Source organism: Streptomyces sp. NPDC031418, from assembly GCF_055581605.1.
Genome location: NZ_JBVIJC010000006.1, coordinates 35,704 through 61,169, shown reverse-complemented (window position 1 = coordinate 61,169; position 25,466 = coordinate 35,704). Strand labels below are relative to the sequence as shown.

Here is a 25,466-nt window from a genome sequence, read left to right as displayed (position 1 = left end):
TCTCAGGGCAGGCATGATAGTCGTATGCACCCCCTGGAGCGGATCGGCCGCCACCGCCTCGAACGGCCGCTGGGCAGCGGCGCCTTCGCCACGGTCTGGCTCGCCCACGACGAGGAGCTGCAAGCCCCGGTCGCGGTGAAGGTCCTCGCGGAGAACTGGGCGCACCGGCTCGACATCCGGGACCGCTTCCTGTCCGAGGCCCGGCTGCTGCGCCGGGCCGGCTCCAGCCGGGTGGTGCAGGTCTACGACATCGGTGAACTACCCGACGGACGGCCGTACTTCGTGATGGAGTACGCCGCCGGCGGCACCCTCGCCGATCTGCTCACGGCCGGCCCGCTGCCGGTGCCCGACGCGCTGGTGCTGACCGCGGAGGCCGCGCGGGCGGCGGCCGCGCTGCACGAGGCCGGGATCGTGCACCGGGACATCAAGCCGACCAACGTGCTGCTGCACACCGCCCCGGACGGCTCCCGGCGGGTGCTGCTGGCCGACTTGGGGCTGGCGAAGAGTCTCGCGCAGGCCTCGGTGCTGACCCTGGCGGCGGGCTCGGCCGGTTACCGGCCGCCGGAGCAGGCGGAGCCCGGCGAGGGCATCGACGAGCGGGCCGACGTCTACAGCCTGGGCGCGGTCGGCTATGAGCTGGTGACCGGGACGGTGCCGGGTCCGCCGGGCAGGGTCGTACCGCCCCGGCGGCTGCGGCCGGACCTCGGCGAGGGCGTGGAGCGGGCGCTGCTGCGGGCGCTGGAGCCGGACCGGGCGCGGCGCTGGCCGGGCGCGCAGGCGTTCGCGGACGAGCTGGACCGGCTGGCGGCGGGCGACGGGCGGCCGGCCGGCGGGCGGCGGCTGGACGGGGTGCGCGGCCGGCTCAACACGGTGACGCTGGCCCTCGCCGCGGTGCTCACCGCGGCGGCGGCCGCGGTCACCGTGACGGTGCTGAACGGCCGCGGTGGCACGGCGGAGGCGGCGCGGGTCACGGACTCCACCGGACGGATCGTCGTCCAGGTCCCGGCCGGCTGGAGCCGTCAGCTGCGCGACGCCGGCTGGGACCCGCGGGTCCTCGGGCTGGCACCAGGGCACGAGCCGGCGCTGGTGATCGCCGACGACCTGACCCGCTGGACGGATCTGCGGGCCGCCGTGGACGGCGCGTTCGTCGGCGTCAGCGAGCACGGTGATGTCACCGCCCGGGTGAAGGCGCTCGCCCACGGCGGCTGCCGCTACACCGGCAGCCACGACTTCACCAGCGCCCAGTGGCACGGACTGGTGCGGGCCTGGAGCGGCTGCCCGGACGGCGGCTCGGTCACCGAGTCCGCGCTGACCCCGGCGGACGGCTCCGCGCAGCCGCAGGTGTATGTGCAGATACGCCAGCGGGGTGACGCGAACGCCACCGACGGCGTACTTCGCTCGCTGCGGGTGGGCTGAGACGTCGGCCGAAGGTCAAAGCGGGGAAAAGAACCTGGTGTGTCCCGAACTTTTCCGGCGGCGCGTGCATCGGAGTGTGGTGACGGCGCACCCGGCGCCGCAGGCACGCGGTGCATCGCGTGCCCCGACCCTCCAGGAGTGTTGAGCGACATGGTCTACACACCCCGGACCGCGCGGCACGGGGCCCTGCTCGTCGGCACGGTCGTCGCGCTGGGCCTGCTGACCGCCTGCGGCAACGACCACCAGGTCCAGCCCAGCAAGGCGGTCACCGCCTCCGGTACGGCCGCGCCCGCGACCGGCACCCCACAGGAACAGGAACCCGCCTCCGCGGCCGTCTCCGCACCCGCCGGGCACCCGGCGACGAAGCCCGCCCCGGCCACGACCGCTCCCCGGGCGAGCACGGCCCCGGTCGGCGGTACGGCCACGGCCGCGACGAGCAGCCGTTGCCACACCTCCGAACTGCGCGCCTCCGTCGGCCGCAACGACCCGGGGGCCGGCCAGGAGAACTTCCCCGTGGTGCTCACCAACGGCTCCACCCGGACCTGCACCGTGCGCGGCTATCCCGGTGCCGCGTTCGTGGCCTCCAGCGGCACGCAGCTGGGCCCGGACCCCAAGCGCCAGTCGGGCTCGCCGGTCACGGTCACGCTCAAGCCGGGGCAGAGTGCCTGGGCGGGCCTGACCTTCTCCAACCCCGGGGTGAGCGGCGCGAAGACGGCCACCCCGGCCGCGCTGCTGATCACCCCGCCGGACGAGCGGGACCATCTGCGGGTGACCTGGACGGGCGGTGCGGTGCCGGTGTCCGGGAACGCCTCGTCGGTCTTCCTGTCCGTCCTCAGCCCCGGCACCGGCCCCTGACCGACCCCGCTCCGCCGGCCCCGCTGTCACCCCGTGGCAGCGGGGTTCGTCATGAGCGCGCCACAACTGTCACAGAACGGCAACAGGGCCGATCGGCCGCGATCTTTCCGCCGGACCCCGTCATCGAACCCGTCGACCGCACGACGAAGAGGCCCCACGGGGGCCTTGACGAGGAAATTCGGGGAGAACATGAGCGGGATCTCACGCAGGCGGATGCTGACGGCGGGCGCTGCGGCGGGCGCCCTGGGCGCCCTGGCCGCCTGCTCGTCCGGCACCGGTCTGTCGGTCGACGGACCGGACTCGGGCAGCGGCAAGGGCACGGCACAGGCCCGCCCGGCGAAACCGATCGGCGACGGCTCCACCGCCGACACCGGACCCCAGCCGCACCAGCCGAAGCCCGAGCGGCTGAAGCCGGGCCAGAAGCCGCCGCAGTTCGTGGTGTTCTCCTGGGACGGCGCGGGCGAGCTGAGCAACAAGCTCTTCTCCAGGTTCCGGAAGGTGGCCGCCGACCACGGCGCCACGATGACCTTCTTCCTCAGCGGCATCTACACGCTGCCCGAGGCCAAGAAGGACCTGTACCGCCCGCCGCAGCACCCGGTCGGCGCCTCCGCGATCGGCTACCTCGCCGACCGGCACATCCACGCCACGCTCCAGCAGGTGCGGGCCGCCTGGCTGGAGGGCCACGAGATCGGCACCCACTTCAACGGGCACTTCTGCGGCGCGAACGGCGTGCGCAACTGGTCCCCGGCCGAGTGGCGCAGCGAGATCGACCAGGCGGTGGACTTCGTGACGAAGTGGAAGACCAACACCGGCTTCACCGACCTCGAACCGCTCCCCTTCGACTACCGCAAGGAGCTGATCGGCGGCCGCACTCCGTGCCTGGAGGGCCAGGCACGTCTGCTGCCCACGGCCGCGGCGCTCGGCTGGAAGTACGACGCCAGTTCCCCCGGCGGACTCCAGATCTGGCCCCAGAAGGTGCAGGGCGGCCGGATCTGGGACTTCCCGCTGCAATCCATACCCTTCCCCGGGCACTCCTTCCAGGTGCTGTCGATGGACTACAACATGATGTTCAACCAGTCCGGCGGCAATCCGAACGGCGACCGCGGCCAGTACGACGCCTGGCGCACCCAGGCCCGCGACGCCTATGTCGCCGGATTCCAGCGCGCCTACGACACCAACCGCGCCCCCTTCTTCATCGGCAACCACTTCGAGCGCTGGAACGGCGGCATCTACATGGACGCCGTCGAGGAGGCGATCGGGAAGATGGCCGCCCACGACGACGTGCGGTTCGTGTCCTTCAAGCAGTTGGTGGCGTGGCTGGAGGCGCAGGACCCGGCGGTGCTGCGCACGCTGCGCACCCTGGCGCCGGGGCAGGTCCCGGTGGGTGGCTGGGCGGAGTTCCTGGGCGCGGCGGGCAGCCGCAGTTCGTAGTTCTTTCACCTTCATCTGTTTTCATGGGCGGGCACCGACTGATCGTTTGTGGAAGGACCCGCCCTGAACACCCCCCTCGCCGAGGCCCTGTCCGCGATCCTGCTCGTGGCCGTACTCGTCTGGGCCGTGGTACGGCCCTTCGGGTGGCCGGAGGCGGTCATGGCCGTCCCCGCCGCCGGGATCGCGGTCGCCACCGGCGCGATCTCGCTGGACCACGCCCGGGCCGAGGCAGAACGGCTCGGGCCGGTCGTCGGCTTTCTCGCGGCGGTGCTGGTGCTCGCCCATTTCTGCGATGTCGAAGGGCTGTTCCAGGCCTGCGGGGCGTGGATGGCGCGGTGGGCGGCCGGGCGTCCGGTGCGGCTGCTGACGGCCGTCTTCGTGCTGGCCTCCGTCATCACCGCCGTCCTCAGCCTGGACGCGACGGTCGTGCTGCTCACCCCGGTGGTCTTCGCCACGGCCGCGCGGACCGGCGTACGGCCCAAGCCGCATGTCTACGCCTGCACCCATCTGTCGAACACGGCGTCGCTGCTGCTGCCGGTGTCGAATCTGACCAACCTGCTCGCGTTCGCGGCCAGCGGGCTGAGCTTCACCCGGTTCGCGGCGCTGATGGCGCTGCCCTGGCTGGTGGCGATCGGCGCCGAGTACGTGGTGTTCCGGGGGTTCTTCGGCCGTGACCTCGGGGCGGCGGCCCCCGCGGGCCGGGACACCGGCGAGGCGCCGTCCCTGCCGCTGTTCGCGCTGGTGACCGTCGGCTGCACGCTGGCCGGTTTCGTGGTGGCGTCGGCGTTCGGGGTGGAACCGGCGTGGGTCGCGGCGGCGGGCGCGCTGGTGCTGGCCGGGCGCTCGCTGGTACGGCGGAAGGCGACCCCGATGACCGTCGTCCGGGCGGCGGCGCCGTCCTTCCTGGCGTTCGTCCTGGCGCTGGGCATCGTGGTGCGCGCGGTCGTGGACAACGGGCTCGCGGACGTGCTCGGGAAGGTGCTGCCGGGCGATACCGGGCTGCCGGCGCTGCTGGGCATCGCCGCGCTGGCCGCCGTCCTCGCGAACGTGATCAACAACCTGCCCGCGGTGCTGGTGCTGCTGCCGCTGGCCGCGCCGGCCGGGCCGGGGGCGGTGCTGGCGGTACTGCTCGGGGTCAACATCGGCCCGAACCTGACCTACGCGGGCTCGCTGGCCACACTGCTGTGGCGGCGGATCGTGCAGCAGCACGAGCACGATGTGGATCTCGGGGAGTTCACCCGGCTGGGGCTGCTCGCCGTGCCGTCCTCGCTGGCCGTGGCGGTGGTGGCACTGTGGGGTTCGTTGCAGGTTTTCTGAGAGACGGTCCGGAATCTGGGAGGCCGATCCGATGCGTGTGATCGCCTGGCTGGTCGAGGGCACCTGGCCCGCCTGCGTGGACGCCGTGCGGCGGCACACGCCGGACGACGCCGAGGTGGTGCTGCTGCATGTCAGCGGGCCCGATGTGCCCGGGGTGGCGCACGGCGCGTTCGCCGGGCTGCTCGGCCGGGGACATCCGGAACGCGACCCGGGCACCCGGCTGGAGGCGCTGAGCGACACCTCGGCGGGCGAACTGCTCCGAGCGGCGGCCGAGCGGCTGGGCCGGCCCTGTGTCCGCGAGGAACACTCGGGCCGGGTGGAGCGGGAGGTGGTGGCCGCCGCCGAGGGCGCCGATCTGCTGGTCCTGGCCCGGGACGGGGACCGCTCCCGGCTCGGCCCGCACAGCCTGGGCCCGGCAGCCCGCTTCGCCGTCGACCACGCACCCTGCCCGGTCCTCCTGGTCTGGCCGGAACCCGCCCCCGACCTGTCCACGATGCCGCCCCCACCGCCACACCCCGGGCGCCATCCCCGCTGACGGGGTCTCGGAGGCCCGGGCCCCGAAGGTGGCGAGCCGAGGGCACTCGCCAGGGCCCAGGGCCCCGCTGACGGAATCCCGGCCGCCCCTACCCCGGAAGGTGACGAGCCGACACCGTCGGAAATCGGCCCACGTACGGGAACTCGGACGCCCACGAGCCGTGCCGGCGGTGCAGTGCGACCCCGAGGCCGCTGCGGCAGGGCCGCACCTGTGATGCGCGGGCGCCGAGGGCGGTGCGGTGCGACGTTCGCCCAAGCGGCCTGCCCAGTGCCCCCCCAGCCCGCACCCGCCCAGGACCGGCCCGCTACTCCAGTCCCGCCGATGAGCGGCCCAACGACGACGAGCCGGCCGCACCCGCCCAGCGGCCGAGGGCCCGCTGACGGGGACTCGAACCCCCACAAGCCGTGCCGGCGGAGCCGTGGCGCCTAAGGCCGCTGCGGCAGCGCCGACAGGGCTGCACCTGTCGTACGCGGGCGCCGAGGGCGGTGCGGTGCGACGTTCGCCCAAGCGGCCTGCCCAGTGCCGCCCGCCAGCCCGCACCGAGCCCCGGACCGGCCCACTACGCCAGCCCCGCCGCCCGCCGGACACCGGAAGCCGCGTCAGCGGTGGTGACGCCGGCCGCCCCAGTGGCCGATGACGACCGACCGCGAGGGTGACGGTGACGGGGGTGTTGCGCTCGGCGTCGGGGAGGGGGGTGCGGCGGATGGTGCGCCGGTCTGCCGGGCGGTGCTCGGCGCGGGGGTGGGTGTGGTGTCGCTGGCCCAGTCGACGTTCCGCATCTCCAGCCGGGGCTTGGCGGTGTCGACGGACCAGCGCTGGGCGGCGCCCGGGGCGCGGGTCTTCACGACGAGGGCGCCGGAGCCGTCGGTGGCGGCCGGGGTGAGGGCGAGTTCCTCGTTCCAGCGGGGCAGCAGGGCGCCCTCGGCGGTGAAGTCGTAGCGGATGTTCCGGGCGGCCCGGCCGGTGGCCGTACAGGGGGCCAGGCGGACCGACCAGCTGAGGTGGGAGTCCAGACACAGGTCGGGGTCGGCGGCGTTGCGCAGGAGCCCGTCCGCCTCGTACGTCCACTGCTGGCTCGGTGCCGCGGAGCAGGTGGCGAGTTCGGTCTCGGCGCCGTCGACGGTCTTCGGGCCGGCCACGGCGATGCACAGGCCGGAGGCGAGACTGCGCAGGCGGCCGTGGAAGGTGCCCCGCCCGGCGCCGTTCGTACCCGCCCAGGAGGCGCCCGGTGCGCGAGAGCCACCGCCGGGTGTGGGCGTGGCCGTGCCGACGGGGCCCGGTGCGGCGTCGTCCCCGGAGCCGAGCGCCGACCACAGCACCAGCGGCAGCACCACCAGGCCGCTGACGGTGACGGCGGCCAGGGCGAGATTGCGGCGTCGGGCACGCCGGGCGGCGCGGAGCGCGGAGCGTCCGGAGGCGGCCACCGCGCCCGGGGCCGAGACAGCGGCGGAACCGGCCGGCTCTACGGGGACGAGCGGGTCCGCCGGATGGTCTGGGCGGGCGAAGGACAGGAACGCCTCGCCGGGCGGGGGCGGGACGGCGGCCGGCGCCGGGGAAGGGGCGGTCGGCTGCTGGGCCCGGTGTGCACGGGACTCGTGGTAGGCGCGGGCGCCCCAGCCGAGGACCGCCTCGGCCAGCGCGAGCCCCAGACCCTGCTGGAAGACGGCGAGTTGGTCCGCGGTACGGGTGCAGTGGTCGCAGCCGGCCAGATGCTCGCGCAGGTCCGGGTCGAGGTCGGCCCCGCCGCGCCGGAAGGTGACGTCGAGCAGGCGCTGGTAGCGCAGGCACTCGGCCTGCGGGGCGAGTTCGCGGTGCGCCTGGAGGCACTCCTCCCGCAACCGCTCGCGCGCTCGCCGGAGTTCGATATCGATGTCCGCCTCGTCCAGGCCCAGCAGGACGGCGGGCACGGCCGGCGGATCGCCCTCGGCCTCGATGTGCCACAGCACGGTCCGCGCGGTCTGGGGCACCCGCTGGAACGCGCGGGCCAGCAGGCGCCGGCCCGGTGGCGGCAGCAGCCGGGCGGCGGCCCGCTCACCGGCGGCGGAGCGCAGCCCGGGGTGGAGGAGTTCCTGGCGGCCGTCGGCGTCCCATTCGGCCGCGATGCGCCGGACGGCGACGAGCACCCGGGGCCGCCAGGCCGCGGCCGGGCCGACCTGGCGCAGTGCCTCGCCGAAGAGCCGGGTGAAGGCGGCTGTGGTGAGCATGCCGGCGGCCCGCGGGCCCTCGGTGCACAGCCGGGCATAGGCGAAGGCCGCTTCCCAGTGCCGGTCGAGGAGTTCACCGACCGGATGGAGCGCGGGTGTCATACCCGACCATTTCTTCAGCTCCGCGCTGAGTTCGCCGTCCGACGGGTCTGCCTCGGGCACAGCCGCATTCCTCCAGACGTGATTCCGAAACAAGTCCATACCAATCGGTATGGGGAGGTGGTGAGGCAGCTCGAACGTCCACCTGAGGCGGCTCTTTTGAAGCGTGGGGGGTGTACGGGGAGCGGCCTGGCGCATACAGCGGGAATGTATGGTGCCTGCGCGCCGACAGCCGACACTTTCGCACAACCGCACACCGGGGAACAAGAGATCTTCCGTTTCTCGGCATTCCCCTCAGCTTCTTTCTTATAACGGCCCCTCATTGACATATTGTCAACGAATCGAATTCCTCCGCTCAGTGGCCGCTGACGGCGCGCGGGGTGTAGGGCCGCTCCAGCTCCTCGATCTCCTTCTCGGAAAGCCGGAGTTCGACGGCGGCCACCGCGTCCTCGATGTGCTGCGGCTTGGCCGCGCCGACGATCGGCGCGGCCACCGTGTCCTGGTGCAGCAGCCAGGCGAGGGCCACCTGGGCGCGGGGCACGCCCCGGTCCTGGGCGATCCGGGTGACGGCCTCGACGATGTCGCGGTCGCTCTCCAGGTACAGACGGCTGCCGAAGGCGTCGTTCGCGCTGCGCTCGGTGGCGGTTTCCCAGTCACGGGTGAGCCGGCCACGGGCGAGCGGGCTCCACGGCAGCACGCCGACGCCCTGGTCCGCGCAGAGCGGCAGCATCTCGCGCTCCTCCTCGCGATAGAGGAGGTTGTAGTGGTTCTGCATGGACACGAACTTCGTCCAGCCGTGCAGCTCGGCGGTGTACTGGGCCTTGGAGAACTCCCACGCGTACATCGAACTCGCCCCGATGTAGCGGACCTTGCCCGCCTTGACCAGGTCGTGCAGCGCCTCCATGGTCTCCTCGACCGGGGTCGCGTGGTCGTAGCGGTGGATCTGGTAGAGGTCGACGTAGTCCGTGCCGAGGCGGCGCAGGCTGTGGTCGATCTCGGTCATGATGGCCTTGCGGGACAGCCCGCGGCCGTTGGGGCCCGGCCGCGTCCGGCCGTGCACCTTGGTGGCCAGCACGATCTCGTCGCGCTGGGCGAAGTCCCGCAGAGCCTTTCCGACGATCTCCTCGCTGGTGCCGTCCGAGTAGACGTTGGCGGTGTCGAAGAAGTTGATGCCGGCCTCCAGCGCCTGCCGGATGAGCGGGCGGGACGCCGCCTCGTCGAGGGTCCACTCGTGGACACCGCGGTCCGGCAGCCCGTAGGTCATGCAGCCCAGACAGATCCGGGAGACGTCCAGACCCGTCGAACCGAGCTTCACGTACTGCATCGCTGCTGCTCCTGCCTTCGCCGACGATGGTCAGGGCCGAGCCTACGACGCGGCGGGGGCGGATTTGACGGCGTGTGCGAGCAGAGGCTTTCATCCTGGAACGCGTCGCGCCGCCCGGCGTGCGCAGGAGGGAGCGGTTGTGCCCCCCAGGGGTGTTTCCCGCGCCGGCGCTGCGCGCAGGGCAGCCGGTGCCGCGGTGCTGGCCCTCGCCGTCGCCGTGCCGGCGCTGGCCGGCTGCGGGTCCGGCGGCGCAGGAGGCGGTTCTGCGCGGCCCGCCGCGGTCCGGCTGCCGCCCCGGCACGCCGGGTTCGACTACCAGATCGGCGGCGCCTATCCCCCGCCGGCCGGCGTCCGGATCGTCAGCCGCGACCGGTCCGACTCCCCCGCGCCCGGCCTGTACAACATCTGCTACGTCAACGCCTTCCAGGCCCAGCCCGAGGAGCGCGCCTCCTGGCCGGCCGATCTGCTGCTGCGCGACGCGCACGGCGAGGTCGTCATCGACGAGGACTGGAACGAGCCGCTGCTCGACCTGCGCACCCCGGCCAAGCGACAGCGGGTGGCCGCACGGGTGAACCGGTGGATCGACGGGTGCGCGCACCGGGGCTTCGACGCCGTGGAGCCGGACAACTACGACAGCTACACCCGCTCCCACCGGCTGCTCACCGCCGCGGACGCGATGGCGTACATGACCCTGCTGTCCCGGCACGCGCACGCCGTGCACCTGGCCGTCGGGCAGAAGAACACCGCCGAGCTGGCCGGGCAACGGCGGCGCGCCGGGCTGGACTTCGCGGTGGCGGAGGAGTGCGGGCAGTACGACGAGTGCGGGGTCTACGCCAAGGCCTTCGACGACCGGGTGGTGGACGTCGAGTACACCGACAGCGGACTGCGGGCGGCCGTCGCCGGGTGGGGCGGCCGGCTGAGCATCGTCCGGCGCGACCGGGATGTGTCCGTGCCGGGCAGTGCGGAATATGTCCGGAAGGCTCCGCGGGGCGGGGCGGAATAGGCCACCGTCCGAGGGCGCGGTCGTGGCTGATCGCCTCCTTGCGGCATTCGGGGCACGACGGTTGCTGCTCCCAGGTGACCGCACGGCGTGGGACGTGGCCGATCGTCGTACCGTCGGACCATCCTCTGCGCAGGTGACCGGCGGCCGGCCGGTCCCGGTCGACCGGGAGGACACGGTGTCGATCCGTTCCCTCAGCTACAGAGCCCTGGCCGGGGCGGCGCTGCTGCCGCTAGCCCTCGTCACCCCCGCCTTCGGCCGGTCCGCTTCGGCGCCGGCACCGGCGCCCGAGGCACCCGGCACGCTGTGTGCGATCGCCGGTACCCTGCGCGGCGAACACGGCCAGCAGGCCCTGGTCAGCCTGTGCGCCGGCAGTGGCACCCCGCAGCTGGCGGTGTCCGCCCCGGCGAGCTGCCGGCGCGCCGGGGTCCGGGTCCGGTACGCCTGCCTCACCGAGGGCACCTGGACGGCTTCGCGCGCCGGGAAGACCCTGGCCGGCGGGACGCTGTCCGGCGCGGGCGAGTACCCGGGGCCGGGCACGTACGACATCACCGCCACCGTGCATGTGCGCTCGGCGCCCACCGGCGTCGACCTGACCGGCACGGTCGAGGCCACCCTGTCGCTGACCGCGCCGAAGCCGAAGGCCACGCACGCCGTCACCGTCGACCGGACGGTCCTGCGCCGGAACGCCACCACCACCCTGACCTACACGGTCCGCCGGGACAGCGACGAGGGCGACGGCAGCGCCCGGTTCGGGCTCATCGGCGAGGAGGGCACCGGCGTGCGGATCGCCACGACGGACGCGCGCTGTGTGAACCCGCTGGTCGGCCGGTATCCGGCGACGTCGCGGCTGGCACACTCCCTGGACTGTGCGCTGACCGCGTTGCAGCCCGGCCATCCGGAGAAGGTGAAGGTCCGGATCACCGTGGGGGCGACCTGCTCCACGGTGGTGTCGAAGCTCGGCTACTGGATGCCGAGGGGTCAGGAGCTGTACACCGGCGCCATGCTGGCGGGCCCGAAACTGACCTGCCGTTAGGGCCGCTCCAGCAGGTCCAGGGCCCGTTCCCAGCCGAAGTCGGGGCGGCTGCCGTCCGCCAGTGGTGCGCCCCGGTACGGCTCGCCGAAGCGGACGCCCATCCCGCGCAGCCGTATCAGGCTGTCCTGGTAGGCGGGGTGGGCGGCCAGCGCGTCGGCCACACAGGGCAGTACGGCGATCGGAACGCCGAGGCCCACGGCCTCGCACAGGGTGCCGAGGACGAGGGTGTCGGCGATGCCGGCGGCCCACTTGTTGACCGTGTTGAAGGTGGCGGGGGCCACCACGACGGCGTCCGGCGGCGGGAACGGGCGCGGGTCGGCCGGGGACCGCCACGCCGACCGCACCGGACGGCCCGTCAGGGCCGTTACGACCTCGGTGTCGAAGAAGCCGCCCAGCGCGACCGGGGTGGCGATGACCCCGACCTCCCAGCCCCGCTCCTGCGCGGCCGTGATCAGCTTGCTCACGCCCGCGGCGATACCGGCCGCGCAGACGACGACGTACAGGAAGGGCTTCCCGGTGTGTTCGGTCATCCGGGAACCCTACCGACCGGGCCCCGGGGTCAGTCCCCGGACTCCTTCAGCGTGATGGCGCCCACCGGGCAGGCCCGGACGGCCTCCCTGAGCAGCGGGTCGCCCGCGCCGTCCTCGCGGCCGGGGATCAGCGTGCTGTAGCCGTCGTCGTCCTGGGTGAAGACGCGGGGCGCGGTCAGCGCGCACTGGCCGGCGCCGATACAGGCGTCCTTGTTGATGTCGATATGCATGAGCAGAGCCTCTTACCAGGTCACGGGGAGTTCCAGCATCCCTTGGATCGTGTCGCCGGGTTTGAAGGGGATCTCTTCGGCGGGGGCGGCCAGGCGGAGGCCGGGCAGCCGGGTCAGCAGGGTGCCGAAGGCGATCTCCAGTTCGGCGCGGGCCAGGTTCTGGCCCAGGCACTGGTGGATGCCGAAGCCGAACCCGACGTGGTGCCGGGCCGGGCGGTGGAAGTCCAGGGCGTCGGGGTCGTCGTACTGGGCCGGGTCGCGATTGATCACCGAGGTGGAGAAGAGCACGCCCTCACCGGCCCGGATCGTGGTGCCGGCGATCTCGATGTCCTCCGCCGCCACCCGCAACAGTCCCTCCGTGATGGACAGCATGCGCATCAGTTCCTCGACGGCGGCGGGCAGCAGCGCCGGGTCGGCGCGCAGCTCGGCGAGCCGCTCGGGGTGTTGCAGGAGGGTGAAGGTGCCGAGGGAGATCATGTTGGCGGTCGTCTCGTGGCCGGCCACCAGCAGGATGATGGCGAGGGCGACGACCTCGGCCCGGTCCAGGGTGCCGTCGTGGTACTGGTGGTGGACGAGTTCGTCGAGGATGCCGTCGCCGGGCGCGGCCTCCTTCGCCTTGGCGTCGACGAGGCCGCCGAGGTACTCCTCCAGCCGGTCGCGGGCGGCCCGGGCCTCGGCCGCCGTGGGGCCGCGCAGCAGCGTGCGGGACTGCGCCTCGAAGAACTCGTGGTCGGCGTACGGCACGCCGAGCAGCCCGCAGATCACCATCGACGGGACGGGCAGCGCGAAGGCGGAGACCAGCTCGGCGGGCGGGCCCTGCGCGATCATGGCGTCCAGCAGGCCGTCCACGATCCGCTGGATCCAGGGGCGCAGGGCGTTGGCCCGTTTGACGGTGAACGACGGGATCATCATGCGCCGCTGCCGGTGGTGCTGGGGATCGTCCACGCCGAGCAGGGCCACCGCGCGCCCGCGGTTGGCGGCGAAGCGCTCCGTGGGCGCCGGGAAGCCGGGGTCGGTGCGGTCGCTGGACAGGCGGGGGTCGGCGAGCAGGGCGCGGGCGGCGGCGTGCCCGGTCACCAGCCACACCTCGCGGCCGTCGTAGAGGGTGCCGCGGGACAGGGCTCGGCCGTCGCGCAGCGGGGCGTAGCCGGTGGGCGGGTGGTAGGGACAGGTGCGGTCCTGGGGAAACGCGACGGGACCGGTCTCGATGGCCGGTCCGGTGATGTCCGTCAGTTCCGTCATGGAAAGACCTCGCAGAGCGAAAGTAGTGCGGCGTGCAGATCTTCATTAGATGCCCCAGGCATCTATTCGGCACACGGGAAGTTCGGCCACTTCGGTGACGTCGGCGATCTGGCCGAGGAGTGGGGGGTGCGGGGGCGGGAACCGGCCAGGTCCCGCGGCCCGCCGCGGGCGTCCGCGCATGTCCCGGTGCGCGGCGACCGGTTCGAGTCGGCAAGCGGGTACTTTCAGAAAAATCTGTTCCGGGCAGGTGTGAAGGGCTTCGCGGGCGGGCACCCGTGGATCAGGCCCCGCCGCGTTCCCCCGTCGCGGCGGGGCTCTCGCGTGTCCTGTCCGCCGGCCGGTCGGTCACGTCCAGGAAGATCTGGTCGGCGTCCGGGAAGGTCCGGGCCAGGGACCGCTTGATACGGTCGGCGACCTCCTCCACCCGCTCGCTGTCCAGGCCGGGCACCAGGTCGATGCGGGCGGCCACCAGCGTGGAGTCGAGCCCCAGTTTCATGGTGAACAGCGCCTCGACGCTGTCGATCTCCGGCTGCGCCCGCAGCAGCGACTCGATGCGGCCGCTCAGTTCCGGGTCGGCGGCCTCCCCGATGAGCTGGTCGCGCGCGTCCCGGCCGAGCCGGTAGGCGACGTAGACCAGCAGCACGCCGATGGCCAGCGAGGCGGACGCCTCCCAGGCGACCTGCCCGGTCACCAGATGCAGGGCCATCCCGACGAGGGCGAGGACGACGCCGAGCACCGCCGTGCCGTCCTCGGCGACCACCGTGCGCAGCGCCGGGTCGCGCAGGGCGCCGAGCCCGCCGTCCTGCCGGCGCGCCTGGTGCAGGGCCCGCAGCAGCGAGACGCCCTCGGCCACGAGCGCCACGCCGAGCACGGTCAGGCCCGCCACATACCCGCTGAATCCCTCCTGGGTGTCCTGGCTCAGGGCCTCGAAGCCCTGGAAGAAGGAGAAGCAGCCGCCCATGACGAAGATCCCCACGGCGGCGAGCAGGGACCAGAAGAAGCGCTCCTTGCCGTAGCCGAAGGGGTGCCGCGCGTCGGCGGGCCGGCGGCTGCGGCGCAGGGCGGCCAGCAGGAAGACCTCGTTCAGGCTGTCCGCGACGGAGTGGGCGGCCTCCGACAGCAGCGCCGGCGAGCCGGAGAGGACTCCGCCGACGGCCTTGGCCACGGCGATCAGCAGATTGGCGGCGAGCGCCACGAGCACGGTGATCTTGGTGTGCCGGTCCCCCGGCGCACCGGCCGGCCGGTGGTCCGTGGACGCGGTGCCGGTGCCCGGCGCGCCCGCGCCCCCGGCCGAGTGTGCGGCCCTGTCCCGGGCCGAGGGTGTCCCGCTCATCTCTCGCCGACTGCCCCGGAAGGAGCGGATCACACCGTGCGGGCGCGGGAAAACGGGGAACGCGGTGTTCCGTGGGCACAGCCCCGGCGAGGAGGAGCAGACATGGGCGGCAAGGGCAACAGCGCCTACGGCCACACGGCATTCACCCGGTCACCGAGCCACTTCACCGACCGGATCACGGCCGACGGCCGGGACGGCTGGCCGGTGGCGGCCGGGCGGTACCGGCTGGTGGTCTCGCGGGCCTGTCCGTGGGCGAGTCGCGCGGTGATCTCCCGCAGGCTCCTGGGGCTGGAGGAGGCGCTGCCGATGGCGATCGCCGACCCGCTCCAGGACGACCGCAGCTGGCGGTTCACCCTGGACCCCGGCGGGCGGGACCCGGTGCTCGGCATCCGGTATCTGAGCGAGGCCTACGACCGGCGCGAGACCGGCTACCCGGGCGGGGTGAGCGTGCCCGCGGTGGTGGACGTCCCGAGCGGGCGGCTGGTGACCAACGACTACCAGCAGCTCACCCTGGACCTGGCCACCGAGTGGACGGCCCTGCATCGCCCGGGCGCGCCCGACCTGTATCCGGCCGCGCTGCGCGAGGAGATCGACACGGTGATGGCGGCGGTCTACCAGGACGTGAACAACGGGGTGTACCGGGCGGGGTTCGCCACGCACCAGCAGGAGTACGAGGAGGCGTGCACGGCACTGTTCCGGCGGCTGGAACTGATCGCCGAACGGCTGCGGGAGCAGCGGTATCTGGTCGGTGACACCCTGACGGAAGCGGACATCCGGCTGTTCACCACGCTGGTGCGGTTCGACGCCGTCTACCACGGCCACTTCAAGTGCAACCGCTGGAAGCTGACCGAGAACGCGGTGCTGTGGGCGTACGCGCGGGACCTTTTCCAGACACCGGGATTCGGTGACACGGTCGACTTCGACCACATCAAGCGGCACTACTACCAGGTGCACAGCGGGATCAACCCCACCGGCATCGTGCCGCTCGGTCCCGATCTGTCCGGCTGGCTGGCTCCGCACGGCCGGGAGGAGCTGGGCGGCCGGCCGTTCGGCGACGGCACCCCGCCCGGACCGGTGCCTCCGGGCGAACGGGTGGCCCCGCGCGGGCGGCCCGCATGAGCACCCCGCTCCGAGGAAGTAGTCAGACATGGCCAAGAACAAGAAGAAGAAGCTGCCAGTCGTCTACCAGCCGATCGGATTCGTGCTCAGCTGGGCGAGCGGGGCGCTGGCCGGTGCCGCCTTCCGGAAGGCGTGGAAGGCGATCCGGCACGAGGAGGACGCGCCGGACGCGCTGGACCCGGACCGCGGCTGGGCCGAGATCCTGCTGGCGGCCGCGGTCCAGGGCGCGATCTTCGCGGTGGTGCGCAGCGCCGTGGACCGCACGGGCGCGAAGGCCATCGCCCACTCGACCGGCCAGTGGCCGGTGGCCGACAAGGGCGGCCGGGACTAGGGCCTCTCTTTCGGATCTTGCCGGCGTCGCGAGCCCTGGCACACAGGAGAAGCCCTAGGCGAGCCAGCGGCCGTCGCGCATCAGCTCGCGGCCGCGTAGCTCGTTCTCCTCGCGCCAGGCCTGGACGCGCTGCGGGAGGACCCTGAAATACAGGTAGGGGACGGACAGTTGGCGCGGGTCGAAGCCGGTCTTGCCGGCGAAGACCTCGGCGTCCTCCTCGGGCAGGTCCTCCGGGGTCACCGCCCGGACGGTGCCCTCGACCAGGACCACGTCCCGCGTCGGGCCGAGCCCGAGCCGGGCCCTGCCGGTGGCCACCAGATTGCGGCCGGTGGGGCTGTCGGCGGCGGTGGCGATCAGCAGGGTGGCGCCGTCCCAGACGAACGACAGCGGTACGAGATGGGGGACGCCACCGTCGGGTCCGGCGGTGGCAACCCAGACGTCGACGTCCTGCTCCAGCCGGTGCAGGGTGTCCTTCTTGCGCTGTGCGGTGCTGCGGGCGGGCGGCGGGGTCATGGCGTACGGGCCTCCTCGTGGTGCGGATGCGCACCAGTGTGACGGCCCGTCAGGGCTGTGCGCGGATACCGCCGGGGCGTGTCCGGACTGGGGTGGCCGACGACACGCCCGAAACTCGACGACATATGTCAATCGAACATGCTCAAATTCCTTCCACTGAGGGTAACTTGACGGTCGGGAATCGACATCCAGGGGCGGGTGGGAGGTGGTGCCGTCGTGGGCGAGCAACCCGCACCGCTCACCCGGTATCTGCGGGTGCGCGAGGAGCGCGGGCACACGGTGCTGGAGTTCCGCGGCGAGATCGACATCCTGGCGGCGACCGAGATCCTGCCCGCGCTGGACCGGGTCACCGGCCGGCCCGGCGCCCGGATCCTGATCGATCTGCGCGGAGTCGAGTTCTTCGACTGCTCCGGGCTGCGGCTGCTGTACCGGGCGCGGAGCCGGGTGCTGGAGCAGGGCGGGCGGCTGCACCTGGTGTGCGCGCACCCGCTGACCCTGCGCGTGCTGCGGGTGACCGGCCTCGCCCGGCTGCTGCCGCCGCACCCGACGCCGGAGGCTGCCCTCGCCCAGTCCGGGGCCGCCTCCGGATCGTCCTGAGCCGCCGGTCGCGGGCGGCTCGGGACCTCGTGGTCAGCCCTACGACTCGTCGAACAGGGCGCTGACGGACTCCCCGTTGTGGATCCGCCGTACCGCCTCGGCGAGCGCCGGGGCGATGGACAGGATCCGCAGCTTGTCGGTGTGTTCGTCCGCGGGCACCGGCACGGTGTTGGTGCAGACGATCTCCAGCACGTCCGGCTGCTCGCTCAGCCGCTTGAGCGCGCCGGCCGCGAACAGCCCGTGCGTACAGGCCACCCGGATCGACCGAGGACCCAACTCGCGCAGCCTGCCCAGGAGTTCGATGACGGTGCTGCCCTTGGCGATCTCGTCGTCCAGGACGATGACGTCCCGGCCGGCGATGTCGCCGATGACCGAGCTGATGGTGACCCGGTCGTCCGCGAACCGCTGTTTGGCGCCGGCCGCCACCTGGGCGCCGATCAGCCGGGCGAAGGCGGCCGCCTCCTTGGCGTTGCCGAGGTCCGGGGAGACGACCGTGGTGCGCGTGAGGTCGTACTGCCGGAAGTGTGCGGCGAGTTCCCTGAGCGCGTGCAGATGGTCCACCGGCACCGAGAAGAAGCCGTGCACCTGCGGGGAGTGCAGGGTCATCGCGAGGACCCTGCTCGCCCCGGCCGCCACCAGCAGGTCGGCGACCAGCCGGCCGCCGATGGAGATGCGCGGCGCGTCCTTCTTGTCGGAGCGGGCGTAGGAGTAGTGCGGCATGACGACGGTGATCCGGCCCGCGGAGGCGCCCCGGGCCGCGTCGCACATCAGCAGCAGCTCCACCAGGTGCTCCTGCACCGGCCGGACCAGCGGCTGGACCAGGAAGACGTCCCGCTCCCGGCAGTTGGCCTGAAGCTGCACCTCCAGGCAGTCGTTGGCGAACCGGCTGATCCGGGCCGGGCTGAGCGGCACCCCGAGGTGCGCGCAGACCTCCTCGGCCAGTCCGGGATGGGCGCTGCCGCTGAAGACGGCGATGTCTCGCACGATCCGCTCCTCGCATGATCGACACGGGGCTGGACCGTCATGCTACTGGGGCCGATCAGCCGCTCAGCACCCCCGGCAGCGCCAGCGCCCCCAGCGCCACGGCGCCCACCAGCAGCCAGGCCACGTAGTCGCCGACATGCCCCGACTGGAGGCGCCGTACGGGTGCCGCCCAGCCGGGCGCGGCCACCCAGCCGGGGCGGGTCACGGCGAGCGTGGCGAGGCCCGCGGCCAGCGCGGCGGAGACCAGGCCCAGCAGCACCCCGTACGCCGTCCAGTGCGCCTCGGCATGGGCACCGCCCGACCCCGCCTCGTTGACCGAGCGGGCCACCAGGGCGCCGAAGCCGGGGACCGTGCCGACGGCGAAGCAGCCGGCGAGCAGGACGGCGGGCACCGTGGTCATGGTGTCCGGGATCCGCCGCAGCAGGCCGGCGGTCTCCGGCTCCTCCTCGCACCCGCTGGTCTCGTCGTCGGAGTCCTCGGGGCGTGGTCCGAGGCCCAGGAACACCCGGGCGGCGACCCGCAGCACGGCGCCGGCGGTGATCGCGGAGGCGGCCACGTACAGCACGGTGAGCGGGCCGCCGACCGCCTCCTCGCTGACCGCCTTGCCGAGCCCGGTGCCGAACGGCGGCAGGCCGGCGAGCGCGAGGCCGCCGACGGCGAACATCACTCCGGTCGCGCGCAGCGAGCGGCCCTGGCCGTGCAGGGTGTGCTCGTCCACGGAGCCGAACCGGTCGAGCAGCACGCCCGTGCAGGCGAACAGCGCGGCCTTCGCCCCGGCATGCCCGAGGAGGTACAGGGCGGCCCCGTCGTCGCCCTCGGGGGCGAGCACGCCGAGGGCGACGAGGAACAGTCCGGTGTGGGCGATGGTGGAGTAGGCGAGCAGCCGTTTGATGTGCCGCTGGTACCAGCACATGACGGCGCCGGTGACGGCCGTGAGGGCGCCGAGCGTGACCAGGGCCCGGGTCAGGTCGGCGGGCGGGATGCCACCGGGTCCGGCGAAGACGGTGCCGTACACCCGCCAGACGCCGTAGGCGCCCAGCTCGACCATGACTCCGGAGAGCAGCATGCACACCGGGGTGGGGGCGACGGCGTGCGCGTCCGGGAGCCAGAAGTGGAAGGGCACGGCGGCCGCCTTCACCAGCAGCCCGGTCAGGACCAGCACGAAGGAGGCGAGGACCAGCGCGTCCGGGCCGCCGTGCGCCGCGGCCGCGTCGAGGCCCCGCCCGATCTTCGTCATGCCCAGTTCGCCGGTACGGGCGTACAGCAGGCCGATGCCCATCAGCATGGCGTACGCACCCAGGGAGTTGACGACACCGAAGGTCAGGGCGCCTTGTACGGCCTTGGCCTCGTCGATGCGGAAGCCGGTGAGCGCATAGGCCACGACGCTCATCAGCTCGAAGAAGACGAAGGCGTTGAACAGGTCGCCGGCGAGGGCGAATCCGCACATGGCGCCCTGGAAGATCAGCATGAGCGCGGGGTAGGAGCCGCTGTGGCCGGGCGGTGGTTCGTCGAAGTAGCGCCAGGAGTAGGCGAGGGCCGCCACGGTGAGCAGCGATACCAGCGTGGCCATGCCGAGCGCCGGGCCGTCCCCGAGCACCACGATGCCGACGCTCTCGCCGCCGACGGGCAGCCAGCCGCCGACCCATTCGACCATCGGAGGGCTCGAGTCGAGCAGCAGGACGAGCGCGAGAGCGGCCGTGCCGCCGGACACCACCAGGGCGGTGATCTCCGCGGCGGGCCGGGGCAGCCTGCGCCCGGTGGCGACCAGCAGGGCGGCCCCGAGCACCGGGAGGGCGACGACCAGCGGGAGCAGGTGGTGCATCAGCCGCGCAGCTCCCGCAGTTCGTCGGGGTCGACCGTGCCGTGCCGCTTGGCGATCTGGAGCACCAGCGCGAGCAGCAGGGCGGTGACGGTGGCGCCGACGACGACGTCGGTGAGGCTGAGGGCCTGCACCACCGGGTCGACCACGGGCCGGGAGCCGGGCCGGATGTCGGAGAAGACGGGCGCGGTGGCGCCGTCGCGGTAGCCGACCGCCAGCAGCAGCACATAGGTGGCGGCCTGGCACACCGAGAGACAGCCGACGGCATGGATCAGATTGCGGCTGGTGGCCAGGCCGTAACAACCGGTCAGGAAGATGTAGACGGCGGTCAGATAGGGCAGGACGTGCATCACGCTCCTCTCAGCTCCCCTGCTCCTGCTCGATCTCCACGGCCTGGTCGAGGAAGTTGGCGAGCAGGACCACCACGGCGCTCGCCACCTCCATGCCGATGGCCGCGTTCAGCAGCGGGACGCTGCCTCCGGAGGCCAGCGTGTTGAAGGTGCCGTACGGCAGTGTGTTGGCCAGGAACGCGGTGCCGGCCAGGAGCCCGGCAAGCCCCAGCACGAGGTAGGCGGAGACGGCGAGCGCGTCGGTGGTCTCGAAGACACCGATCGGGCGGACGCGTTCCAGCGCCCGGTAGTCGGCGCCGAGGTAGAGCAGGTGCAGGGCGGTCGCGGCGACGACCCCGCCCTGGAAGCCGCCGCCCGGGCTGAGCTGGCCGTGGGCGATCACGTACAGGCCGGTGACCAGGGCGACGGGCAGGACGAGCAGGGCGTAGCGGCGCACCGGGCGGGCCACTTCGGCGGGCTCGGGCGCCGCGCGGTGCTCGTCGCGGGCCTGGCGCAGCAGCACCACGCAGCCGAGCACGGCGGCGAACAGGATGCTCATCTCGCCGAGGGTGTCGTAGGCGCGCTGGTCGAAGTTGACGGAGGCGATGGTGTTGGCGGTGTGCCGGGCGAGGGAGGCGTGCACCGCCCGGGTGCCGTACGGGTGCCGGCGGCCGCCGAAGTCCGGCAGGTCCAGGCAGGCGGCGGTGAGCAGGGCGGCCAGGCCCGCGCCGCCCGTGGCGAGCAGCCACAGCCGCAGCCGGTTCACCGCTCACCGTCCTCGTGCCGGCCGCGCCGCCGCACCTTGCGGACGGACAGCATGATCAGCAGCGGGGTCAGCGCGGAGCCGACGGCCAGCTGGGACAGGCCGACGTCCGGGGCCTGCTCCACGGTGAACAGCACGGCGAGGAAGATCCCGAGCAGCGACAGCACGAGCGCCTGGCGGGCGGGGTCGCGCTGGGCCACGGCGGCGGTCGCGGCGACGGCCACCAGCAGCAGCGCGACGACGATCACGGCATCGGCCATACGGCATCTCCGCCACCGGTCCGGCACGGCACGTCAGCCACCGCGCACCCCCTGGAAGCCGCCCGACAGCGCGCGCGAGGCGATCACATTGCCCGCGATCAGCAGGGCGCCGATCACGAGGAGTTTCACCATCGCGCGGCCCGGCCCGGTCGGCACGCACACCGCGGCCACCGCGACCGCGCTCAGCCCGGCCGCCGTCCAGGTCAGCCCCCAGGCGCTCGGCCGCTGCCCGGCCAGGTCGTCGGAGAGCAGCCGGGCGAAGACGAGGGTGCCGACCGGGCCGAGCAGGGCCAGCAGCAGCGCGAGGTCGATGTAGGACGGGCGGGAGTATCCCTCGGAGAGCAGCAGCAGGGCCGGGCAGACGACCGAGGTGGTGAGGTTCTGGGCGACCATCCGGCGGGCCACAGGGCCGGTGGCGACGCCCCACAGGACCGCCGCTCCTCCCCCGCCCAGGACGAGGGCCGCCGCGAGGATCCAGCCGTTCACCGCCAGGTCACCGCCCGCCGGCCGGCCCGGGCCAGGGGTGCGCCCGCCGCCGCGGCGCTCGCTCCGACGATCAGCTCCAGGGAGTCGACCGTGGTGATCAGCATCAGCCACAGCAGCGCCAGCGCCGCCCACCAGGCCAGCACTTCGCCGACGGCGAGGAGGGCCGCCGTACGCCGGGTCATCCGCCACCTCCTCGTGCCGCTCTGCCCTGCTGTGCGGCGATGGCGTCCTCTATGCCACCGCCTGGGGCATCCAAGCACCGCGGGCCCCGGCCAGGGGCGGCGGCGCGCTGGTCGGCACCAGGAGTGCCCCGGGAGCGTGAACGCAAACCGGGGCGGCGGCCGCACCGGCTCATCGGCCGTCAAAGGCGCTGTGCCGCGGCGGTGTTGGCGGGAGGTCACCCCCGGCCGGGGCCGGGGCGGTGGCTCAGTGCACGGTCCAGGTGTACTTGTCGCCGCCGACCCAGCGGACCACGTCCGGGTCGTCCAGGTCGTGGACGATGATCCCGTAGGAGGCCGCGGCCTCCAGCACATCGGTGATGGTCCTGGCCTCACCGATCACCTGACCGTCGATCTCCATGATCCGGAAGGGCGGTTCGCCGGGCTTTCCGGGACAGACCCCGTGCACCAGGATCCGCGGATGGGAGATATGGGGAGCTGCTTGTTCGGTCATGCAATTCAGCGTAGGACGGAACCCGCGCCGACGGGTCGTCCACCGGCGCCGTCCAGCAGGGCGAGCACCGCGGCCTCGACGGGCCCCTGGGTGGCCGGCCGGCCGAAGGCGCCGTGTTCGCCCAGCCGGGTGAGGGCGGGGGCGATGGTCACGCCCTCCTCGAACAGCTCGAAGACGCGCGGATCGATGTAGGAGGCCCGGCACACCGCGGGCGTGTTGCCGAGGTAGTGGCTGACCTCGCGGACCGCCCGGGCGATCTGCCGGCGGCGGGCGGCCTCGGTCGCGCGGGTGCTGTCGTCGACCACGGCCACCGCCACGGCGGCGAGGACGGTGGCGTGCCAGGTGCGGAAGTCCTTGGCGGTGACATCGGTGCCGGAGAGCCGGCGCAGCGCCTCGTTGAGGTCGTCGCTGTGCAGGTCGTGCCAGGCACCGCCGTCGCGGAAGGCGAGGAAGCGGTCGCCGGCGCGCGGGCGCCGCAGCAGGGCGCGGGCGACGGTGCGCACATCGTCGTCGACGAGGGCCCGCACGGTCTGGATGCCGCCCTTGGCGGGGAAGCTGAACGTGATCTCGTCGCGGCGGCAGCTGACGTGCTCGCGGAGCATCGTCGTCAGGCCGTAGGTCTCGCTGGTGCGGGTGTGCCGGTCGCTGCCGATGCGGAAGAAACCGAGGTCGAGCAGGCGGACCGCGCAGGCGGTGACCCGGTTCCGGCTCAGCCCGCGCCCGGCCAGGCCGGCGGTCACCTCGGCGCGCAGCCCGGGCAGGGCCAGCGCGATCTGCCGTACGTGCTCGTGCTTGGCCTTCTCCTGCTCCGCCCGGAACTGCTCGTGGTACAGGTACTGACGGCGTCCGGCGGCGTCCGTGCCGACGGCCTGGAGGTGGCCGTTGGCCCACGGGCAGATCCACACCTCGCGCCAGGCGGGCGGGATGGTCAGGGCGCGGACGCGGGCCAGCTGCGCGGGGTCGGTGAGGGGCCGGCCGACGGTGTCGAGGTAGCGGAAGCCCCGGCCGCAGCGCAGCCGGCGGTAGCCGGGGCCGTCGCAGGAGCTGGTGCGCAGCCGCACGGTCTCAGGGCCGCCGCCAGTCGTCGCCGGTCAGGTGGGAGCCGGCCTGCGGGCCCATGCGGAGCATGCCGCCGTCGACGCTCCAGGAGGCGCCGGTGACGTAGGAGGCGTCCGGGCCGGCCAGGAAGGCGATCACCGCGGCCACCTCGCGGGCGTCCCCGGGCCTGCCGAGCGGCACGCCGGGGCGGCGCTCGGTGTGGACGTCGGTGTCCTCCTGCCCGGTCATCGGGGTGGCGATCTCGCCGGGCGCGACCGCGTTCACGGTGATGCCGTGCTCGGCCAGCTCCAGCGCCATCACCTGGGTGAGCAGGCCGAGCCCGCCCTTGGCGGCGCAGTAGGGGGCGGCGCCGACCCGGGGCTGGTGCTCGTGCACGGAGGTGACGTTGACGATCCGGCCGCCGTCGCCCTGCCGGATCATCTGCCGGGCGGCCTTCTGGCCGAGCAGGAACGGGCCGGCGAGATCGACGTCGAGGACCCGGCGCAGGTCCTCGAGGGTCAGGTCGAGATAGGGGGTCATGGTGCCGGTGCCGGCGTTGTTCACCAGGACGTCGATCCGGCCCAGTCGGGCGCAGAGTTCGTCGACCGTGTCGGCGGCTTCGGGCAGCCGGGTGAGGTCCATCCGGGCGACGGCGGCACGGCGGCCGTGGCTGCGGACCTCCTCGGCGGTCCGCTCGGCGCCGTCCTTGTCCGTGTGCCAGGTGATGCCGATGTCCAGGCCCGCTTCGGCCAGACGTACGGCGGTGGCCCGGCCGATGCCGGAGTCCGAGCCGGTGATGATCGCTGCACGGGGCTGGGGCGTGGAGGACATGGCTCACGCAGTACCCGGGGGGTGCGTGGGGAAACGGGCTCCGGCTGCAGGGTCACCCAGGGTCGTGCGTGGTTGCTCGCGCGGTTCCCCGCGCCCCGGTGGGGCGCCTGGGTGACCCTGGGGGGTATGGATCCCGTTGCCGCGCTGGACCGGATCGCGTTCCTGCTGGAGCGGAAGCTGGCGCCCACCTATCGGGTACGGGCGTTCAGGACCGCTGCCCGTACGCTGGCCGCGCTGCCCGAGGGGGAGGTCGCCGAGCGGGCCGGGGCGGGGACGCTGGAGTCGTTGAAGGGGGTCGGTCCCAAGACCGCTCAGGTGGTGCGGGAGGCCCTGGCCGGGGAGGTGCCCGGTTATCTGCGCACGCTCGAGGAGGAAGCCGGCGCCACGGTCGCGACGGGCCCCGGGTCCGGACTGCGGGCACTGTTGCGCGGGGACTGCCACACCCACTCGGACTGGTCCGACGGGGGCAGTCCGATCGAGGAGATGGGCCGGACGGCGGCCGCTCTCGGGCACGAGTGGACCGTGCTGACCGACCACTCGCCGCGGCTGACGGTGGCCCGCGGGCTGTCCGCGGAGCGGCTGCGGGAGCAGCTGGAGGTGGTGGCGGAGCTGAACCGGCGGTGGGCGCCGTTCCGGCTGCTCACCGGGATCGAGTGCGACATCCTGGAGGACGGCTCGCTGGACCAGGAACCGGAGCTGCTGGAGCGGCTGGACGTGGTCGTGGTGTCCGTCCACTCCAAGCTGCGGATGGACGCCCGGTCGATGACCCGCCGGATGGTGGCCGCGGTCCGCGATCCGCACGCCGATGTGCTCGGGCACTGCACCGGGCGGCTGGTCACCGGGCGCGGCCGGCCCGAGTCGGAGTTCGACGCGGAGGCGGTGTTCGCGGCCTGCGCCGAGTCCGGTACGGCCGTGGAGATCAACAGCCGTCCCGAGCGGCTGGACCCGCCCCGGCGGCTGCTGCGCGAGGCGGTCTCGGCGGGGGTGCTGTTCGCGATCGACACCGATGCGCACGCGCCCGGCCAGCTGGACTGGCAGATCCTCGGCTGCGCCCGCGCGGAGGAGTGCGGGGTGCCCGCCGAGCGGGTGGTGACGACCTGGCCGGCCCAGGAGCTGCTGGCCTGGACGCGCGAGGGGCGGCTCCCGGAGCGCGTGACGGCGCTCTGACGTGG

General features: G+C 73.4%; 28 protein-coding genes. 11 read left to right on the top strand and 17 right to left on the bottom strand.

The features are described from left to right. Nucleotides 1-24 precede the first annotated feature (24 nt). The 5 genes from ACZ5CZ_RS09565 to ACZ5CZ_RS09545 all read left to right on the top strand — a co-directional run bounded on the left by ACZ5CZ_RS09565 (nucleotide 25) and on the right by ACZ5CZ_RS09545 (nucleotide 5,554). On the top strand, nucleotides 25-1,416 hold the full coding sequence (locus ACZ5CZ_RS09565; protein WP_468940852.1) for a serine/threonine-protein kinase: 1,392 nt from the start codon (nucleotides 25-27) through the stop codon (nucleotides 1,414-1,416). A gap of 150 nt (nucleotides 1,417-1,566) precedes the next feature. Next, nucleotides 1,567-2,271: a DUF4232 domain-containing protein gene (locus tag ACZ5CZ_RS09560; protein WP_468940849.1), complete on the top strand. Its 705-nt coding sequence runs from the start codon at nucleotides 1,567-1,569 to the stop codon at nucleotides 2,269-2,271. Between the two features lie 189 nt (nucleotides 2,272-2,460). Then, nucleotides 2,461-3,702 (top strand): polysaccharide deacetylase family protein, encoded by a 1,242-nt coding sequence (locus ACZ5CZ_RS09555; protein WP_468940846.1) that lies wholly within the window; start codon nucleotides 2,461-2,463, stop codon nucleotides 3,700-3,702. Between the two features lie 48 nt (nucleotides 3,703-3,750). After that, the gene (locus ACZ5CZ_RS09550) at nucleotides 3,751-5,019 is read left to right on the top strand and encodes an arsenic transporter (protein ID WP_468940844.1); all 1,269 of its coding nucleotides are present in this window, start codon (nucleotides 3,751-3,753) and stop codon (nucleotides 5,017-5,019) included. Between the two features lie 31 nt (nucleotides 5,020-5,050). Then, nucleotides 5,051-5,554, top strand: coding sequence for a universal stress protein (locus ACZ5CZ_RS09545; RefSeq protein WP_385847071.1), 504 nt, complete (start codon nucleotides 5,051-5,053; stop codon nucleotides 5,552-5,554). 599 nt (nucleotides 5,555-6,153) lie between these two features. On the opposite strand, the gene ACZ5CZ_RS09540 is transcribed toward ACZ5CZ_RS09545, so the two are convergent. Both ACZ5CZ_RS09540 and ACZ5CZ_RS09535 read right to left on the bottom strand, forming a co-directional pair. After that, nucleotides 6,154-7,860, bottom strand: coding sequence for an RICIN domain-containing protein (locus ACZ5CZ_RS09540; protein ID WP_468941407.1), 1,707 nt, complete (start codon nucleotides 7,858-7,860; stop codon nucleotides 6,154-6,156). 352 nt (nucleotides 7,861-8,212) lie between these two features. Then, a complete protein-coding gene (locus ACZ5CZ_RS09535; protein ID WP_385847068.1) occupies nucleotides 8,213-9,181 on the bottom strand; it encodes an aldo/keto reductase in 969 nt (322 codons plus the stop codon). Between the two features lie 196 nt (nucleotides 9,182-9,377). Between ACZ5CZ_RS09535 and ACZ5CZ_RS09530 the strand changes: the two genes are divergently transcribed. Both ACZ5CZ_RS09530 and ACZ5CZ_RS09525 read left to right on the top strand, forming a co-directional pair. Continuing rightward, a complete protein-coding gene (locus tag ACZ5CZ_RS09530) occupies nucleotides 9,378-10,184 on the top strand; it encodes an endo alpha-1,4 polygalactosaminidase (RefSeq protein WP_385847066.1) in 807 nt (268 codons plus the stop codon). Nucleotides 10,185-10,359: 175 nt separating this feature from the next. Then, a complete protein-coding gene (locus ACZ5CZ_RS09525; RefSeq protein WP_468940840.1) occupies nucleotides 10,360-11,217 on the top strand; it encodes a hypothetical protein in 858 nt (285 codons plus the stop codon). On the opposite strand, the gene ACZ5CZ_RS09520 is transcribed toward ACZ5CZ_RS09525, so the two are convergent. The 4 genes from ACZ5CZ_RS09520 to ACZ5CZ_RS09505 form a co-directional block, all read right to left on the bottom strand. Beyond that, the gene (locus tag ACZ5CZ_RS09520; protein ID WP_468940837.1) at nucleotides 11,214-11,747 is read right to left on the bottom strand and encodes a flavoprotein; all 534 of its coding nucleotides are present in this window, start codon (nucleotides 11,745-11,747) and stop codon (nucleotides 11,214-11,216) included. The two genes, ACZ5CZ_RS09525 and ACZ5CZ_RS09520, sit on opposite strands and share 4 nt — an antisense overlap. Nucleotides 11,748-11,776: 29 nt before the next feature. After that, nucleotides 11,777-11,977: a ferredoxin gene (locus tag ACZ5CZ_RS09515; RefSeq protein ID WP_385847062.1), complete on the bottom strand. Its 201-nt coding sequence runs from the start codon at nucleotides 11,975-11,977 to the stop codon at nucleotides 11,777-11,779. A 12-nt stretch (nucleotides 11,978-11,989) separates the two neighbouring features. Continuing rightward, entirely contained in the window at nucleotides 11,990-13,219 is a 1,230-nt protein-coding gene (locus tag ACZ5CZ_RS09510; protein ID WP_468940833.1) for a cytochrome P450, read from the bottom strand. Between the two features lie 280 nt (nucleotides 13,220-13,499). Continuing rightward, the gene (locus ACZ5CZ_RS09505; protein ID WP_385847059.1) at nucleotides 13,500-14,552 is read right to left on the bottom strand and encodes a cation diffusion facilitator family transporter; all 1,053 of its coding nucleotides are present in this window, start codon (nucleotides 14,550-14,552) and stop codon (nucleotides 13,500-13,502) included. A gap of 102 nt (nucleotides 14,553-14,654) precedes the next feature. Between ACZ5CZ_RS09505 and ACZ5CZ_RS09500 the strand changes: the two genes are divergently transcribed. Continuing rightward, on the top strand, nucleotides 14,655-15,671 hold the full coding sequence (locus ACZ5CZ_RS09500) for a glutathione S-transferase family protein (RefSeq protein ID WP_468940829.1): 1,017 nt from the start codon (nucleotides 14,655-14,657) through the stop codon (nucleotides 15,669-15,671). 28 nt (nucleotides 15,672-15,699) lie between these two features. Then, a complete protein-coding gene (locus tag ACZ5CZ_RS09495) occupies nucleotides 15,700-16,002 on the top strand; it encodes a DUF4235 domain-containing protein (protein ID WP_385847056.1) in 303 nt (100 codons plus the stop codon). A 54-nt stretch (nucleotides 16,003-16,056) separates the two neighbouring features. Here the strand turns inward: ACZ5CZ_RS09495 and ACZ5CZ_RS09490 are convergent, their stop codons facing one another. After that, nucleotides 16,057-16,515 carry a pyridoxamine 5'-phosphate oxidase family protein gene (locus tag ACZ5CZ_RS09490; protein WP_385847055.1) on the bottom strand — a complete coding sequence of 153 codons (459 nt, stop codon included), beginning with the start codon at nucleotides 16,513-16,515 and terminating at the stop codon, nucleotides 16,057-16,059. A gap of 216 nt (nucleotides 16,516-16,731) precedes the next feature. Here ACZ5CZ_RS09490 and ACZ5CZ_RS09485 point away from each other — a divergent pair, with 216 nt between their 5' ends. Beyond that, the gene (locus ACZ5CZ_RS09485; RefSeq protein WP_385847053.1) at nucleotides 16,732-17,112 is read left to right on the top strand and encodes an anti-sigma factor antagonist; all 381 of its coding nucleotides are present in this window, start codon (nucleotides 16,732-16,734) and stop codon (nucleotides 17,110-17,112) included. A 39-nt stretch (nucleotides 17,113-17,151) separates the two neighbouring features. On the opposite strand, the gene ACZ5CZ_RS09480 is transcribed toward ACZ5CZ_RS09485, so the two are convergent. The 10 genes from ACZ5CZ_RS09480 to ACZ5CZ_RS09435 form a co-directional block, all read right to left on the bottom strand. Then, the gene (locus tag ACZ5CZ_RS09480) at nucleotides 17,152-18,096 is read right to left on the bottom strand and encodes a ribose-phosphate diphosphokinase (RefSeq protein ID WP_385847052.1); all 945 of its coding nucleotides are present in this window, start codon (nucleotides 18,094-18,096) and stop codon (nucleotides 17,152-17,154) included. A gap of 55 nt (nucleotides 18,097-18,151) precedes the next feature. Next, nucleotides 18,152-19,918, bottom strand: a complete 1,767-nt coding sequence (locus ACZ5CZ_RS09475; protein WP_468940823.1) for a complex I subunit 5 family protein — start codon at nucleotides 19,916-19,918, stop codon at nucleotides 18,152-18,154. Further along, complete coding sequence (locus ACZ5CZ_RS09470) at nucleotides 19,918-20,265, bottom strand: sodium:proton antiporter (RefSeq protein ID WP_385847049.1); 348 nt, start codon at nucleotides 20,263-20,265, stop codon at nucleotides 19,918-19,920. The genes ACZ5CZ_RS09475 and ACZ5CZ_RS09470 overlap by 1 nt, the downstream gene beginning before the upstream one ends. 10 nt (nucleotides 20,266-20,275) lie before the next feature. Continuing rightward, a complete protein-coding gene (locus tag ACZ5CZ_RS09465; protein ID WP_385847047.1) occupies nucleotides 20,276-21,010 on the bottom strand; it encodes an MnhB domain-containing protein in 735 nt (244 codons plus the stop codon). Continuing rightward, nucleotides 21,007-21,267, bottom strand: coding sequence for a Na(+)/H(+) antiporter subunit B (locus tag ACZ5CZ_RS09460; RefSeq protein WP_385847045.1), 261 nt, complete (start codon nucleotides 21,265-21,267; stop codon nucleotides 21,007-21,009). Before ACZ5CZ_RS09460 ends, ACZ5CZ_RS09465 begins: the two co-directional genes overlap by 4 nt. A gap of 33 nt (nucleotides 21,268-21,300) precedes the next feature. Continuing rightward, nucleotides 21,301-21,753 carry an MrpF/PhaF family protein gene (locus ACZ5CZ_RS09455; protein WP_468940818.1) on the bottom strand — a complete coding sequence of 151 codons (453 nt, stop codon included), beginning with the start codon at nucleotides 21,751-21,753 and terminating at the stop codon, nucleotides 21,301-21,303. Continuing rightward, nucleotides 21,750-21,935 (bottom strand): hypothetical protein, encoded by a 186-nt coding sequence (locus ACZ5CZ_RS09450; protein WP_385847042.1) that lies wholly within the window; start codon nucleotides 21,933-21,935, stop codon nucleotides 21,750-21,752. The genes ACZ5CZ_RS09455 and ACZ5CZ_RS09450 overlap by 4 nt, the downstream gene beginning before the upstream one ends. Nucleotides 21,936-22,179: 244 nt before the next feature. Beyond that, nucleotides 22,180-22,425 carry a hypothetical protein gene (locus ACZ5CZ_RS09445; RefSeq protein WP_468940815.1) on the bottom strand — a complete coding sequence of 82 codons (246 nt, stop codon included), beginning with the start codon at nucleotides 22,423-22,425 and terminating at the stop codon, nucleotides 22,180-22,182. A 5-nt stretch (nucleotides 22,426-22,430) separates the two neighbouring features. After that, the gene (locus tag ACZ5CZ_RS09440; RefSeq protein WP_468940812.1) at nucleotides 22,431-23,486 is read right to left on the bottom strand and encodes a DNA topoisomerase IB; all 1,056 of its coding nucleotides are present in this window, start codon (nucleotides 23,484-23,486) and stop codon (nucleotides 22,431-22,433) included. 4 nt (nucleotides 23,487-23,490) lie between these two features. Beyond that, nucleotides 23,491-24,294 carry an SDR family oxidoreductase gene (locus ACZ5CZ_RS09435; RefSeq protein ID WP_385847040.1) on the bottom strand — a complete coding sequence of 268 codons (804 nt, stop codon included), beginning with the start codon at nucleotides 24,292-24,294 and terminating at the stop codon, nucleotides 23,491-23,493. Between the two features lie 126 nt (nucleotides 24,295-24,420). Here ACZ5CZ_RS09435 and ACZ5CZ_RS09430 point away from each other — a divergent pair, with 126 nt between their 5' ends. Continuing rightward, complete coding sequence (locus ACZ5CZ_RS09430; protein WP_468940808.1) at nucleotides 24,421-25,461, top strand: PHP domain-containing protein; 1,041 nt, start codon at nucleotides 24,421-24,423, stop codon at nucleotides 25,459-25,461. Nucleotides 25,462-25,466 lie beyond the last annotated feature (5 nt).

Bases quoted from the DNA above. Each gene is read 5' to 3' on its own strand.
- ACZ5CZ_RS09535 (WP_385847068.1), bottom strand. From the start codon at position 9,181: ATGCAGTACGTGAAGCTCGGTTCGACGGGTCTGGACGTCTCCCGGATC.
- ACZ5CZ_RS09540 (WP_468941407.1), bottom strand. From the start codon at position 7,860: ATGACACCCGCGCTCCATCCGGTCGGTGAACTCCTCGACCGGCACTGG.
- ACZ5CZ_RS09520 (WP_468940837.1), bottom strand. From the start codon at position 11,747: ATGACCGAACACACCGGGAAGCCCTTCCTGTACGTCGTCGTCTGCGCG.
- ACZ5CZ_RS09495 (WP_385847056.1), top strand. From the start codon at position 15,700: ATGGCCAAGAACAAGAAGAAGAAGCTGCCAGTCGTCTACCAGCCGATC.
- ACZ5CZ_RS09545 (WP_385847071.1), top strand. From the start codon at position 5,051: ATGCGTGTGATCGCCTGGCTGGTCGAGGGCACCTGGCCCGCCTGCGTG.
- ACZ5CZ_RS09555 (WP_468940846.1), top strand. From the start codon at position 2,461: ATGAGCGGGATCTCACGCAGGCGGATGCTGACGGCGGGCGCTGCGGCG.
- ACZ5CZ_RS09470 (WP_385847049.1), bottom strand. From the start codon at position 20,265: ATGCACGTCCTGCCCTATCTGACCGCCGTCTACATCTTCCTGACCGGT.
- ACZ5CZ_RS09500 (WP_468940829.1), top strand. From the start codon at position 14,655: ATGGGCGGCAAGGGCAACAGCGCCTACGGCCACACGGCATTCACCCGG.
- ACZ5CZ_RS09560 (WP_468940849.1), top strand. From the start codon at position 1,567: ATGGTCTACACACCCCGGACCGCGCGGCACGGGGCCCTGCTCGTCGGC.
- ACZ5CZ_RS09490 (WP_385847055.1), bottom strand. From the start codon at position 16,515: ATGACCCCGCCGCCCGCCCGCAGCACCGCACAGCGCAAGAAGGACACC.
- ACZ5CZ_RS09515 (WP_385847062.1), bottom strand. From the start codon at position 11,977: ATGCATATCGACATCAACAAGGACGCCTGTATCGGCGCCGGCCAGTGC.
- ACZ5CZ_RS09565 (WP_468940852.1), top strand. From the start codon at position 25: ATGCACCCCCTGGAGCGGATCGGCCGCCACCGCCTCGAACGGCCGCTG.
- ACZ5CZ_RS09510 (WP_468940833.1), bottom strand. From the start codon at position 13,219: ATGACGGAACTGACGGACATCACCGGACCGGCCATCGAGACCGGTCCC.
- ACZ5CZ_RS09505 (WP_385847059.1), bottom strand. From the start codon at position 14,552: ATGAGCGGGACACCCTCGGCCCGGGACAGGGCCGCACACTCGGCCGGG.
- ACZ5CZ_RS09460 (WP_385847045.1), bottom strand. From the start codon at position 21,267: ATGGCCGATGCCGTGATCGTCGTCGCGCTGCTGCTGGTGGCCGTCGCC.
- ACZ5CZ_RS09445 (WP_468940815.1), bottom strand. From the start codon at position 22,425: ATGACCGAACAAGCAGCTCCCCATATCTCCCATCCGCGGATCCTGGTG.
- ACZ5CZ_RS09435 (WP_385847040.1), bottom strand. From the start codon at position 24,294: ATGTCCTCCACGCCCCAGCCCCGTGCAGCGATCATCACCGGCTCGGAC.
- ACZ5CZ_RS09430 (WP_468940808.1), top strand. From the start codon at position 24,421: ATGGATCCCGTTGCCGCGCTGGACCGGATCGCGTTCCTGCTGGAGCGG.
- ACZ5CZ_RS09475 (WP_468940823.1), bottom strand. From the start codon at position 19,918: ATGCACCACCTGCTCCCGCTGGTCGTCGCCCTCCCGGTGCTCGGGGCC.
- ACZ5CZ_RS09450 (WP_385847042.1), bottom strand. From the start codon at position 21,935: ATGACCCGGCGTACGGCGGCCCTCCTCGCCGTCGGCGAAGTGCTGGCC.